General features: G+C 28.4%; 10 protein-coding genes and 1 other annotated feature (1 of these 11 only partly in view). Of the genes, 8 read left to right on the forward strand and 2 right to left on the reverse strand.

Features of this window, described 5'->3' with window-relative positions; all coding sequences use genetic code 11:
- Nucleotides 1-41, forward strand: a binding site (T-box leader) (it extends 194 nt beyond the left edge of the window).
- Between the two features lie 51 nt (nucleotides 42-92).
- From pheS to CHF27_RS04755, 4 genes are all read left to right on the forward strand, one after another.
- Nucleotides 93-1112 carry a phenylalanine--tRNA ligase subunit alpha gene (gene pheS, locus CHF27_RS04740; RefSeq protein ID WP_095405223.1) on the forward strand — a complete coding sequence of 340 codons (1020 nt, stop codon included), beginning with the start codon at nucleotides 93-95 and terminating at the stop codon, nucleotides 1110-1112.
- A gap of 15 nt (nucleotides 1113-1127) precedes the next feature.
- Nucleotides 1128-3518 (forward strand): phenylalanine--tRNA ligase subunit beta, encoded by a 2391-nt coding sequence (pheT, locus tag CHF27_RS04745; RefSeq protein WP_095405224.1) that lies wholly within the window; start codon nucleotides 1128-1130, stop codon nucleotides 3516-3518.
- A 25-nt stretch (nucleotides 3519-3543) separates the two neighbouring features.
- Complete coding sequence (gene zapA / locus CHF27_RS04750) at nucleotides 3544-4143, forward strand: cell division protein ZapA (protein WP_095405225.1); 600 nt, start codon at nucleotides 3544-3546, stop codon at nucleotides 4141-4143.
- A gap of 98 nt (nucleotides 4144-4241) precedes the next feature.
- Nucleotides 4242-6653: a DUF3656 domain-containing U32 family peptidase gene (locus tag CHF27_RS04755; RefSeq protein WP_095405226.1), complete on the forward strand. Its 2412-nt coding sequence runs from the start codon at nucleotides 4242-4244 to the stop codon at nucleotides 6651-6653.
- A gap of 59 nt (nucleotides 6654-6712) precedes the next feature.
- On the opposite strand, the gene CHF27_RS04760 is transcribed toward CHF27_RS04755, so the two are convergent.
- A complete protein-coding gene (locus CHF27_RS04760) occupies nucleotides 6713-8158 on the reverse strand; it encodes an aminoacyl-histidine dipeptidase (protein ID WP_095405227.1) in 1446 nt (481 codons plus the stop codon).
- A 211-nt stretch (nucleotides 8159-8369) separates the two neighbouring features.
- Here CHF27_RS04760 and CHF27_RS04765 point away from each other — a divergent pair, with 211 nt between their 5' ends.
- The 4 genes from CHF27_RS04765 (at nucleotide 8370) to CHF27_RS04780 (ending at nucleotide 14089) form a co-directional block, all read left to right on the forward strand.
- The gene (locus CHF27_RS04765) at nucleotides 8370-10748 is read left to right on the forward strand and encodes an endonuclease MutS2 (protein WP_095405228.1); all 2379 of its coding nucleotides are present in this window, start codon (nucleotides 8370-8372) and stop codon (nucleotides 10746-10748) included.
- A 37-nt stretch (nucleotides 10749-10785) separates the two neighbouring features.
- On the forward strand, nucleotides 10786-11229 hold the full coding sequence (locus CHF27_RS04770; RefSeq protein ID WP_095405229.1) for a DUF523 domain-containing protein: 444 nt from the start codon (nucleotides 10786-10788) through the stop codon (nucleotides 11227-11229).
- Nucleotides 11230-11323: 94 nt separating this feature from the next.
- Nucleotides 11324-13024, forward strand: coding sequence for an arginine--tRNA ligase (argS, locus tag CHF27_RS04775; RefSeq protein ID WP_095405230.1), 1701 nt, complete (start codon nucleotides 11324-11326; stop codon nucleotides 13022-13024).
- Between the two features lie 141 nt (nucleotides 13025-13165).
- Complete coding sequence (locus CHF27_RS04780) at nucleotides 13166-14089, forward strand: hypothetical protein (protein WP_095405231.1); 924 nt, start codon at nucleotides 13166-13168, stop codon at nucleotides 14087-14089.
- 4 nt (nucleotides 14090-14093) lie between these two features.
- Here CHF27_RS04780 and CHF27_RS04785 read toward each other — a convergent pair whose 3' ends face one another.
- Nucleotides 14094-14294, reverse strand: a complete 201-nt coding sequence (locus CHF27_RS04785; protein WP_095405232.1) for a hypothetical protein — start codon at nucleotides 14292-14294, stop codon at nucleotides 14094-14096.
- Between the last annotated feature and the right edge of the window lie 13 nt (nucleotides 14295-14307).

The following is a 14307-nucleotide window of genomic DNA, read 5'->3' on the forward strand; positions in this document are numbered from 1 at the left end:
ATTAGGGTGGTACCGCGAAACTATAGCCTTTCGTCCCTATTTGGGATGAAGGGCTTTTTTTAATATAAAGAAATATTGAAAGGGTGATAATTGTGCAAGAAAAATTACTTAATTTACAAGAAGCAGCTTTAAGTGAAATAAAAGATGCATCGAGCATAGAAAACCTAGAAGGTTTAAGAGTTAAGTACTTAGGTAAAAAAGGTGAAATAACTTCAATACTTAAAGAAATGGGTAAATTATCTGCTGAAGAAAGACCAGTAGTAGGTAAAGTAGCAAATGAAGTAAGAGAGTCTTTAGAAGGTAATATAAACTCTAAAAAAGAAGAAATAAAATTAATAGAAAAAGAAAAACAATTATCTAGCGAAGTTATAGATGTTACAATGCCAGGTAAAGTATTTACAGTTGGTAAAAAACATCCTATAACTCAAATTATAGATGAAGTAACAGAAATATTTATGGGATTAGGATTTAGCATTGCTGAAGGTCCAGAAGTAGAAACTATAGAAAATAACTTTGATGCTTTAAATGCTCCTAAAGACCATCCATCAAGAGATATGAGTGATACATTCTATGTAAATAGTGAACTATTATTAAGAACTCAAACATCTCCAGTTCAGGTAAGAACTATGAAAAATGAAGAATTGCCAATAAAAGTAATATCTCCAGGTAGATGCTTTAGATATGATTCTCCTGATGCAACACATTCACCAATGTTCCATCAAATAGAGGGATTAGTTGTTGGTAAAAACGTTACAATGGCACAACTTAAGGGAACATTAAACAACTTCGTTAAGGAGTTATTTGGAGACCAAACAAATACTAAATTTAGACCACATAACTTCCCATTTACAGAACCAAGTGCAGAAGTTGATGTAACTTGTTTCAAATGTGGTGGAGAAGGATGTCCAATGTGTAAACAAGAGGGATGGATAGAAATATTAGGATCAGGAATGGTACATCCAAACGTACTTAGAAATTGTGGAATAGATCCAGAAGTTTATAGTGGATTTGCTTTTGGTATGGGAGTTGAAAGACTTGCTATGCTTAAATATGAAATAGATGATATAAGATTATTATTTGAAAATGATATGAGATTCTTAAATCAATTTTAATTAGGAGGGATTTAAATGTTAGTATCTTTAAAATGGCTTAGAGATTATGTTGATATAGATATGGATACAAAAGAGTTCGCTGATAAAATGACTATGACAGGAACTAAAGTTGAGAAAGTAGATTTTTACGGAAAAGAAATAGAAAAAGTTGTAGTAGGTAAGATATTAAAAATAACACAACATCCAAATGCTGATAAACTTATAGTTACTAAGGTTGATGTTGGAGAAGAAGTTATACAAGTAGTTACAGGTGCTAAAAATGTATCAGAAGGAGACTACATACCAGTGGCTAGAGTTGGAGCTAAGTTACCTGGAGGAATAAAAATAAAAAAAGGTAAATTAAGAGGCGAGACTTCAGAAGGTATGATGTGTTCTGGTGACGAATTAGGAATAGAATCACAATATGTAGAAGAATACAAAAGAGATGGAATATATATACTTGACCATGAAGATAGTTACGAATTAGGAAAAGATGTAAAAGATGTATTAGGAATTAAGGATGCTTTAATAGAATTTGAATTAACTTCAAATAGACCTGATTGTAGATCTATGATAGGTATAGCTAGAGAAGCAGCTGTAACTATTGGATCAGATTTAAAATATCCTAAAATAGAAGTAAAAGAAAGTAATGAAGACATTAATTTTGACATAGAAATAGAAAATGAAGATCTTTGTAGAAGATATGCAGCAAGAATAGTTAAAGATGTAAAAATAGAGCCATCTCCATACTGGATGCAAAGAAAGCTTATAGAAGCTGGTGTTAGACCTATAAATAATATAGTAGATATAACTAACTATGTTATGATAGAGCTTGGTCAACCATTACATGCATTTGATTTAAATCAAGTATCTACAGGTAAAATAGTAGTTAAAAATGCTATAGAAGGAGAAAAATTCACTACATTAGATGATGTTGAAAGAACATTAGATAAAGATATGTTAGTTATAACAAATGGTGAAAAATCTCTTGCATTAGCAGGTGTAATGGGTGGAGCTAATTCTGAAATAAAAGACACAACAACATCTATACTTATAGAAAGTGCAAACTTTAAATCAGAAAATATAAGATCAACATCTAAAAAATTAGGATTAAGAACAGAAGCTTCTGCAAGATATGAAAAAGGAATAGATTCAAATCTTGTTGAAGATGCAGTAAATAGAGTGGCACAACTAATAGAGATGTTAGGGGCTGGTACTGTATTAAAAGGAATAGTTGATAAATACCCAACAAAACAAGAGGTTAAAACATTATCAGTAAATCCACAAAGAATAAATGCTTTATTAGGTGTTGATGTTCCTATGGATCAATTTGTTAATATATTAGAATCTTTAGAGTTTAAATGTAACTTAAAATCTAGTGAAAAATTAGAAATAGAAGTTCCAAGTTTTAGATTAGATATGGAACAAGAAGCGGATGTATTAGAAGAAATAGCTAGAATATATGGATTTGAAAATATACCAGCAGCTTCATTAGAAGGAAATGTTACAGCAGGAGCAAAAACTCCTAAACAAAAATTCATGGATAGTATAAAAAATACAGCTACTTCAATAGGACTAAATGAAATACTAACATATTCATTTGTAAGTCCAAGAGGTGTTGATAAAATAAATCTACCTCAAGATGATAAAAAGAGAGAATTTGTTAAATTAATAAATCCATTAGGTGATGAAACTTCAGTAATGAGAACAACAATGATACCTAATATGTTAGATGTTTTATCTACAAATGTATCTCGTAAAGTTGAGAATGTTGGAGCGTTTGAATGTGGTCATATATTTACACCACAAAATGGACTTCCTGTAGAAACAAACCATTTATGTATAGGTATATATGGTAAGGATGTAGATTTCTTTGTATTAAAAGGTGCGGTAGAAACTATTCTTAAAAATGTAGGATTTGAAGCTTGTGAAATATTACCAGAAACTAATAATTCAACATTCCATCCTGGAAGATGTGCTAAATTAGTGTATAATAATATATATGTAGGTACTTTTGGAGAATTACATCCAGATGTAATAGAAAATTATAATTTAGGTCAAAGGGTTTATGTATCAGAAATAGACCTTGATTTAGTATTTGAGAATTCAAATAAGACTGTAATTTATACTCCATTACCAAAATACCCATCTACATCTAGAGACATAGCTTTAATAGTAAAAGATGAAGTATTTGTAAAACAAATAGAAGATATCATAAAAGCTAATGGAGAAGGACTTGTAGAAGATTATAAATTATTTGATGTTTATAAAGGAACTCAAATAGAAGAAGGACATAAATCAATTGCATATTCTATAACTTATAGAAGTAAAGACAAGACTTTAACAGATGAAGATGTAGCTAAGGTACATGATAAGATATTAAGCGAGCTAAGTGAAAAATTAAATGCTAACTTAAGATCAAACTAACTCATCTGATATAGGGGGGATTAGTATGAATAAGGTAATGGTAAAGATTCAAGGTGCTGAGTATCCTATGGTAGGAGATAAATCTGAACAGCACATGCTTAAAGTAGCTGATTTTGTTGACAAAGAAATGAGTAAAGTCATAGAAAGTAATCCTAGATTAAGTTTATCTATGGCATCAATAGTTGCAGCAATTAATATTACAGACATATTATTTGAATGCTCTGAAATTAATGATGAATTAACTACTGAAAATCACGACTTAAAAGGTAAAATAGGAACACCTGATGAAAAACTTAAATTAGAAGTAGAGAAATTAAAACAAGATTTAGGTAATAAATCAAAAGAAGTGGAATCAGATAAAGCACAAATACAAGATTTACTTAAACAAATAGAAAATCATAAGTTAGAATTGGATAATTTGAAAAATAAAAAAGAAGGCTCAAAAGAAGAGTTAGAAAATTATAAACTTCAAGTAGAAGAATTAAAAACTCAAGCTGAAGAAGCTAATGAAAGAGCTACTATAGCAGAAAGCTTAGCTTCAGAATTCCAAAATAAGGCTTATAGCTTACAATTAAAGTTCACAGAACTTGAAAATGAAGTTAAGTATCTTAGGGCAGCAAGATAATGAAAATTAAAACCTTCAGGATTAACCTGAAGGTTTTAATTTTTATGATTAAGGATATTATAAATATTAGGATAAATATTCCTTAAAGGAGGCAGACAATGAAAGATGTAGAATTATTAGCACCAGTTGGGTCATTTGAGGCACTAAAAGCTGCGGTTCAAAACGGAGCAAATGCAGTATATTTAGGTGGAAAAGATTTCAGTGCAAGAGCATCTGCAAATAATTTTGATAGAGATGAATTAAAAGAAGCTGTAAAATATGCACATATAAGAGATGTACAGGTATTTGTAACAGCAAATACATTAATAAAACAAAATGAAATAGAAGATTTTATTGAATATATTAAATTCTTATATGATATAGATATAGATGCGATAATACTTCAAGATATAGGTATGGCTAGATTAGTAAAAAAACTAATTCCAGATTTTGAATTACATGCAAGTACTCAAATGGTTGCACATTCATTAGAAGATGTAAAATATCTTGAGAATGTAGGATTTGATAGAGTAGTTTTAGCAAGGGAACTAAATGTAGCTGAAATAAAGAACATATGCGATAATACGAATGTGGATATAGAAGTATTTGTCCATGGTGCATTATGTGTATGTTATTCAGGACAATGTTTAATGAGTAGTATGATAGGTAATAGATCTGGTAACAGAGGCAGATGTGCTCAGCCTTGTAGACAAAAATATGAACTTATAGATATTAATAGTGGTGAGATAATAAATAGTAATGGAGACTACCTATTAAGTCCAAGAGATTTAAATACAATAGAAGAAATTGACAAGATAATAGATGCAGGAGTTCATTCATTAAAGATTGAAGGAAGAATGAAAAAACCAGAATATGTGGCAACAGTAATAGAAAGCTATAGAACAGCGATTAATGAGTATCTAAACGAAAAGAAACTAAATATATCTAATGAAACAATAAATGATTTATATACGATATTTAATAGAAAATTTACCAAAGGTCATATACTAGGAGAAGTTGGTAAAGATGTAATGAACTCAGAAATACCTAATAATCAAGGCTTATATATAGGTAGGGTATTAGATTATAATAAGAAAGCCAAAAGACTTAAAATAAAACTAGAAAATACTCTTAAAAAAGGTGACGGAATAAACCTTGGTGGAGGAACTATAGGAAGAATTATAAAGAATAATGAAATAACTAATATAGCTCATAAGGGTGATACTATAGAATTAGATTTTATTGGACAGGCAAGAAGAAATCAAATAATATTTAAGACATCTGATAGTGAATTGATAAATAGAGTTCAGTCAACATTCCAACAAGATAAAGAAAATAAAAAAATAGACATAGAAGCTGAAATTATAATTAAGTTAGATGAAAATCCAATTCTTACAATGAGCGATTTTAAAGGAAACAAAGTAACTATTAAAGGTGATAAAATAGTAGAAAAAGCTATGAATGTAGCTTTGAGTGCCCAAAAGGTTGAAACACAGATACAAAAGCTAGGAAACACTCCATATGATTTAAAAAATATAAATGTAATAATAGATAATGGCGTTAGTTTACCAATAAGTATATTAAATCAAATGAGAAGAGAATGTATAGATGAGTTAAGTAACGAAAGAATTTATATAAAAAATAGAAATTATAAGAATGAAAAAGTATGTTATAATCCAAGCACATTAAACAAAAAAAGTAATTCTAAATTAAGAGCTAAGGTGAAAAATTTAGAGCAATTACAAGCAGCTTTAGAATGTGATATAGATACAGTTTATTATGAAGATGCAAATACTTTAAAAGATGCATTAGAGATTGCTTTTAAGTTAAACAAAGAAGTTATATACTCTTCTCCAAGAATTGTAAGAAATAAAGAGTATAAGCAATTAGATAAAGTAAGAGCATTAGATATAAAAAATGTACAAGTTGGTACTTTTGGAGCTATGAAATATTTTAAAGACAAAAATTTAAGTATAGACTACTATTTAAATGCATTTAATAGCGAGACAATAAATTATTTTAAAGATGCTGGTGTAGATACTTTATGTTTATCTCAAGAATTAAATATGAATGAGATAGAAGAAACTTTAAAATACACAGATATTCAAATAGAGTCAGTTGTATATGGCTATGCACCTATGATGGTAAGCGAGTATTGTCCTATGGGAGTGATAGTTAGAGATTGTAAAAAAGATAAACGAGTATCAAAATGTAATGAAAGTACTTATGCATTAAGAGACTTTAAAGGTGAACAATATAGAATATCTCAAGATATATTCTGTAGAAGTACAATTTATAATTCTAAAGTAACTTGTATGTTAGATAACTTACAAGAGTTAAATAAAATAGGTATAAATATATTTAGATTAGATTTTACAATAGAGAATAAAAAAGTTGTAAAGGAAATAATAGAATCATACATAGAAGTTTTAAAAAATGACTATAGATTAGGTTCGAAAGCTACTAAATTATATAATACTTTAGATGATGTAGGAATAACAACTGCGCACTATTACAAAGGTGTAGAGTAAGATAACCTACCACTTGGGCTGAAATTATATGTATCCCAAGTGGTAGGTTAACTATAAAATTATTTCATGGATTTTAAAATAGCTAATAAATAATCCCAAGTATTTGAAGTAGATGAAATACTTAAGTGTTCATTAGGTGTATGAACATCATACATATTAGGACCGATAGATATAGCCTCAGCATGAGGCATTTTATCAAGTAATAATCCACATTCAAGACCTGCATGTAGAGCCATTATTATAGGTTCTTTACCTGTTAAGGTTTTGTAAGCATTTACACATATTTTTTCTAATTCTGAACCTTTAGTATATTCCCAAGCAGGATAGTCACTATATAATTTAAATTGACCACCTAAAGAATCACTTAAAAGATTCATTTTATTAGTGATATCTTCTTTTAACGTCTTTACAGAACTTCTAACTGCATTTTCAAAAGTAACTTCAGACTCCGTAGTTCTAAGAACCCCTAAATTAGTTGAACTTTCAACTAAACCTTCTATATCCATACTCATTGTTTGTATACCATTTGGTATTACGTTTAGCATTCTTATAACTTTGTTTTTACAATCATTAGTAAGTACTTTTTCAGTAGTAGTTTCAGAACAGTTTATAGTTATTCCAGGGTCAGAAGTGCTGAATTCATGTTTAAATATTTTTTCGATTTCAGCTAAAGATTTTTTGAAATTATCAATATCATCTTTAGCTACAGTAATTACACAATCAGATTCACGTGGAATAGCATTATTTTTAGAACCTCCTTCAACTTTAGCAAGATCATATTCGACAGTTAATAAGTTTAATAATCTACCTAAAAGTTTATTAGAATTAGCTCTTTGTTTTATGATATCCATACCAGAGTGACCACCAAGTAGTCCTTTTATTTCTAATAATAAAGCTTGTTTGTTAGAATCAACATCTGTATATTGTGCATCAAGCTTAACAAAAGCAGTAGTACCACCAGCACAACTAACTAATATGTATCCTTCTTCTTCAGAGTCTAAATTTATAATATATTTACCTTTAAGGTTACTTGCGTCTAATCCCATAGCACCAGTCATACCAGCTTCTTCATCAGAAGTAACAAGTAATTCTATATCTGGATGTTCTAAATCATTTGAAGATAATATAGCCATTCCCATGGCAACTGCAATACCATTATCTGCACCGAGAGTAGTACCAGTAGCATAAATCATGTCATCTTCTATTTTTAAATTTATAGGGTCTTTTGTAAAATCATGTTGAGTATTTTTGTTTTTTTCACATACCATATCCATGTGACCTTGAAGTATAACACCAGGACAATTTTCATATCCCTTTGTAGCGGGTTTTCTAATTATAACATTTAAGTGCTCATCTTGAATAACTTCAAGTCCTAATTTTTTACCAAAATCACATAAAAAATTACTTATTTCTTTTTCATTGCCAGAACCTCTAGGAATTTGAGATATCTCTTCAAAGTGCTTAAATACCAGCTCCGGATTTAATCCTTTTAATACATTTTCCATAAATACCAGCTCCTCTTAGTAAATAAGTTTGGTTAAAATAGCTATTTTAAGTCAATAATTAAAAAAAATCTACTTTTAAAAATTTAAAGGAGATTTTTTGTCCAAAATAAACTTTGATTATGTATAATATATAAATAGCTACATAAATAGTATAATACAAATGTACATAAAATAAACATTATAAAAATAAATACGTATTTAAGGAGGAAGCATGAATCAAAAATCATTAAGAGTTTTAGAATTAAATAAAATAATTGACCTATTAAAGAAAAAAGCTTCATCTTCTTTAGGTTTGAGATATATAGAAAATTTAAATCCAAGTTCTAATTTTGAAGAAGTAAAATATATGTTAGAAGAAACTAGTGAATCACAAGCTATACTTATAAAAAGAGGGTCGATAGGGTTACAAGGAATACACGATATAGAAGCTAAAGTTAAAAGAGCTCAAATAGGTGCATCATTAGATCCTGCAAGTTTAATTATGATAGCAGATACTTTAAGAGTTTCTAGAATTTTAAAAAATAATTTATCTAGTAGCGATGAAGAAGATTTTAATTATCCAATAATACAAACTTTATCGAATTCATTATATGCATATAGAGAAATAGAGGATAAAATATATACAGCTATAGTAAGTGAATTAGAGATATCTGATAATGCTTCATCAACATTAAGAGATATAAGAAGAAGGATAGTTCAAAAAAATCAATCGATAAGATCAAAATTAAATTCAATAATAACTTCAACTACATATCAAAAATACTTACAAGATGCTATAATCTCAGTAAGAGGGGATAGATTTGTAGTTCCTGTAAAATCAGAGTATAGATCTCAGGTTTCAGGAATAGTTCATGATCAATCATCATCAGGCGCAACATTATTCATAGAGCCAATGAGTATAGTAGAAATGAATAATGAGCTTAGACAATTAAGATTAAATGAACAAGAAGAGATAGAAAGGATATTAGCAGAACTATCAGATTTAGTAGGATCAGTTAGCAATGACTTGATATCTAATCAAGAAATTTTAGGTAAGCTAGATTTTGCATTTGCTAAAGGAAAATTATCTATACAAATAAAAGGTATAGAACCGGAATTAAATAAAGATAAATATATAAATATAAAAAATGGAAGACACCCATTACTAGATAATAATAAAGTAGTTCCAAATACAATTTATTTAGGAAGAGACTTTCACACTTTAGTTATAACAGGACCTAACACAGGTGGGAAGACTGTAACAATTAAAACAGTAGGACTTTTTGCACTTATGAATCAATGTGGACTTCATATACCAGCTGATTATGGAAGTAGTATGTGTGTATATGATAATATATTTGCAGATATAGGAGATGAACAAAGTATAGAGCAAAGTTTATCTACTTTCTCGTCTCATATGACAAATATAGTCACAATCTTAAAAGAAGTAACACAAGATTCGTTAGTAATATTTGATGAATTAGGGGCAGGAACAGATCCAATAGAAGGTGCAGCATTAGCTATATCTGTATTGGAAGACGTAAATATGGCTGGAGCAAAGTGTATAGCTACAACACATTATAGTGAACTTAAAAACTATGCATTAACTAAACCAGGAGTGGAAAATGCTGCTGTAGAATTTGATATAGAAACTTTAAGTCCAACATACAGATTATTAATTGGAGTACCTGGTAAATCTAATGCTTTTGAAATTTCTAGAAAATTAGGTCTTAGTGATTATGTAATAACTAGAGCTAAAGAATTTATAAATACAGATAATTTAGAATTAGAAGATATACTTCAAAATGTTGAGAAGAATAGAATTAAGGCTGTAGAAGAAAGAGAAGAAGCTGAAAAATTAAAGTTAGAAATAGAAACTTTAAAACAAGAGTACGATCAAAAACTTGAGAAATTAACAACTCAAAGAGACAAATTAATAGAACAAGCTAAATCAGAAGCATTTAGAATAACAAGACAAGCAAAAGAAGAAGTAGATAATATAATTAAAGAGCTTAGAATATTAGAGGAAGAAAGAGCCTCTAAGGAAAAAAATCGTAAGATTGAAGAATTAAGAAAAGAATTAACTAATTCTATGGGAAGCCTTCAACCTACAGTTAAAAGTATGATAGTTCCTAAGGTAGCTACAAAAGAAATAAAGAATTTAAAAACTGGGGATGAAGTAAAAGTAATAACATTAAATCAAAATGGAAGCGTAGTATCTGTGGATGAAAAGAAAAAAGAAGCAGTTGTTCAAATTGGTATAATGAAAATGACGCTACCATATAAATCATTACAAAAATCAAAAAAAGATGTTAAGACAACAGTTACTAAATCAACTAGAAATATAATAAAATCTAAGTCGGGCAGTATAAGAAGTGAAGTTGATTTAAGAGGGCTTAATTTAGAAGAAGCTATAATGGAAGTAGAAAAATATTTAGATGATGCATATGTAGCAGGCTTGGAAACTGCAACTATAATACACGGTATAGGGACCGGAGTATTAAAAGCAGGATTACAAGATATACTTAGAAGAAATAAACATGTTAAGTCTCAGAGACCAGGACAATATGGCGAAGGCGGAGCTGGAGTAACTATAGTTAAATTTAAATAATGTACAAAATAAAAGATAGTTGTAAGAGGGGATAAAAATGATATTAGTATCAGCATGCTTACTTGGCATAAATTGTAAATATAATGGGGATAATAATAACAGTGATAAAGTTAGGGAGTATTTAAAGGATAAACAGTATATAGTTGTTTGTCCAGAACAATTAGGAGGGTTAACTACTCCGAGAAATCCATCAGAAATAGAAAAACTAGATGGTAATGCAGTATTAAAAGATAGAAGCAGAGTAATGACAAATGAAAATATAGATACAACAGAACAATTTTTAAGGGGAGCAAATGAAACTTTAAAAATAGCTCAATTATACGGATGTAGAGAAGCTATTTTAAAAGAAAGCAGTCCATCATGCGGATCAAACTGTATACATGACGGTACATTTTCAGGAAGAAAGATATCTGGAGTAGGTGTGACAACTGCTTTATTAAAAAGTAAAGGTATAAAAGTAATAAGCGAAAAAGAATTATAATTATTTAATTATATTAAATAAATTTAAAAAACTTGAAAAAACTTGAAAATTGATTTACCATAAAATAATAAGATATAGAGAGAGGAGAAATAACATGCAAGATTTTAAGGTTGCAATATCAAATTGCCTTAAGGAAAAAATAGAAGAATTATCATTAGAAGAAATATCAGCATTAATAGAAATACCACCAAATAAAGATATGGGAGATTATGCTTTCCCATGTTTTAAATTATCTAAGATATTTAGAAAAGCTCCTAATATGATAGCTGGGGAACTAGCAGAAAGTATAAAAGCTGAAGGAGCTATATCAAAAGTTATACAATTAGGTGGATATGTTAATTTCTTCGTTAACAAATCTCAATTAGCACAAACAGTTATAAATGATGTATTGACTCAAAAAGGAAATTACGGCCGCAGCGAAATGGGAAAAGGACAAAATGTTATAGTAGAGTTCTCTTCTCCAAATATAGCTAAGCCTTTCCATATAGGACATATAAGAACAACTGTTATAGGAAATGCTATATATAAAATATATGAATCACAAGGTTATAATACAACAAGAATAAACCATTTAGGTGATTACGGAACTCAATTTGGTAAATTAATAGTAGCATTTAAGTTATGGGGCGATAAAAAAGTAGTAGAAGCAAGCCCAATACCAGAATTATTAAAATTATACATAAGATTCCATGAAGAAGCTGAAGCTCATCCAGAAATGGAAGATGAAGCAAGAGCATGGTTCACTAAATTGGAAAATGGCGATAAAGAAGCTACTGATTTATGGCAATGGTTTAGAGATGAAAGTTTAAAAGAATTTAATAGAGTTTATGATTTATTAGATATAGAATTTGATTCTTTAGCAGGTGAAAGTTTCTACTCAGATAAAATGCCAAGAGTTATATCTATGTTAGAAGAAAAAGGTTTATTAATAGAATCTAAAGGTGCTAGAATAGTAGACTTAGAACCATATAAGATGCCACCAGCACTTATAACTAAAAATGATGGTTCTACTTTATATATGACAAGAGACTTAGCTGCTGCTATATATAGACAAGAAACATATAACTTTGATAAATGTATATATGTAGTTGGATCTCAACAAAATTTACACTTTGAACAATGGTTTAAAGTTATAGAGCTTATGGGATTTGAATGGGCTAAGGACTTAGAACATGTTGGATTTGGTATGGTTGCACTAGAAAGCGGAACAATGTCAACAAGAAAAGGAAGAGTTGTTTTCTTAGAAGATGTTTTAAAACAAGCTATAGATAAGACTAAAGAAACAATATTAGCTAAAAATCCTAATGCTCAAAATGCAGATGAAATAGCTAAGCAAGTAGGAGTTGGAGCAGTAGTATTCCAAGAATTATCTAATAGTAGAATAAAAGATTATACATTCTCTTGGGATAGAACTTTAAGCTTTGATGGAGAAACAGGACCATATGTTCAATATACTCATGCAAGATGTTGTGCAGTTTTAAGAAAAGCACAAGAAGAAGTATCTACTGATATTAATTATGAATTATTAACTAATGAAGATAGTTCAGAAGTATTAAAAGTAATAGCTTCTTTCAATAAGAGTATAGTTGCTGCATTAAGAAAGAATGAACCACATATAGTAACTAGATTTGTATTAGATTTAGCTCAAGCATTCAATAAATTCTATCATGACAACCCAATATTAGTTGAAGATGTAGAATTAAGAAAAGCAAGATTAGCATTAGTTGAATCTACTAGACAAACTATAGAAAATGGACTTAAGTTACTAGGAATGCATTCACCAGAAAGAATGTAGAAATTATAAAATAAAAGATTATAGATGACAGCTTAAAAGCTGTCTCTTTTTTTTCAAAGCATGATAATAGATAAAGTATATAAAAGGTAATAGTTGATAAAAATAATTATTAGAGAGTATTACATGAGGATGGTAATATTTATGAAATATGATATAATAAAAAAATCTTATTTAGCTTCATTTGATATAGATGATAAAATAATTAAAGACTTAATAATAATAAATACGAAATGTTTAGTAGATAATAATATGCAACGATTTGTATTTATAGATGAGAATCGTCTTAGAGATGAATTAGTTTATCATAGATTTTATGGACAAAAGCCAAGTTACAATAATATATTAAATATATTATTGCCTATAATACTTGCAAATACTAATATTCAAAAAAGTGAAGATGAAGTTGTTAAGTTAATACAAAAATATATTAAGTACTTAAAGAAAGAAGAAAAATTATTTGATTATATAATAGGAGCAGTTATGTATAATTCAATAATACATAACTTATTAGAAAATAAAGATATAAAATATGCAGAGTTGCTACAAAAGGTTAAGGAAAAAATAATAGGATTTTCGATAGAACTTAACAAATTAAATACTATTAAATTTCAAATGGCTAGAATAAATGCTATTCAGAATATTGATAATTATATAGATTTGAAATTTCAAGAATATGATGATGAAAAAATTGTGTTGAGCATATTAAATATTTTATATGATATTTATATAGAAGATAGGGATACAATTAATTCAGGAATTGAAGGCATGAAAAAATCTATACTATCTATATTAGGTGAAGATGTAAATTCGAATATAGACAATATAGATTTTATTTTATCAATGGCACAGTATATTATTAAATTGAGAGATTATAAAATAAATAAAACTTTATATAATAATAATTCAGACCCAAGAAAATTAATAAGCCTAAACGAAGGTGATAATATAATGGATCCAATACTTAATCAGATAACGGTTATATCCAAAAGTTTTAATAATAATATACTTAATTTAAAAATTAAATCTAAATCAGGCAATTATACATTTAAATTTAAAAAAGCTTAAAATCCTAGTTATTAGACTCTAAGTAATTAACAAATACATCTTCAGTTGTATTTGTTAGAAAGCATAATTCCTTTATGATGCTATTTCTAAGATCTATAAATTCATTAAGCTTAGTGTTTTCATTAGTATATTCTAATGCCTTTATAATTAGTAATAAATCTCTTTTAGATAAAGCATTGATAGATATTTGGTCGATTAATTCCATAAATAACTTCCTT

Source organism: Romboutsia maritimum (assembly GCF_002251085.2).
Taxonomy (GTDB): Bacteria; Bacillota; Clostridia; order Peptostreptococcales; family Peptostreptococcaceae; genus Romboutsia_B; species Romboutsia_B maritimum.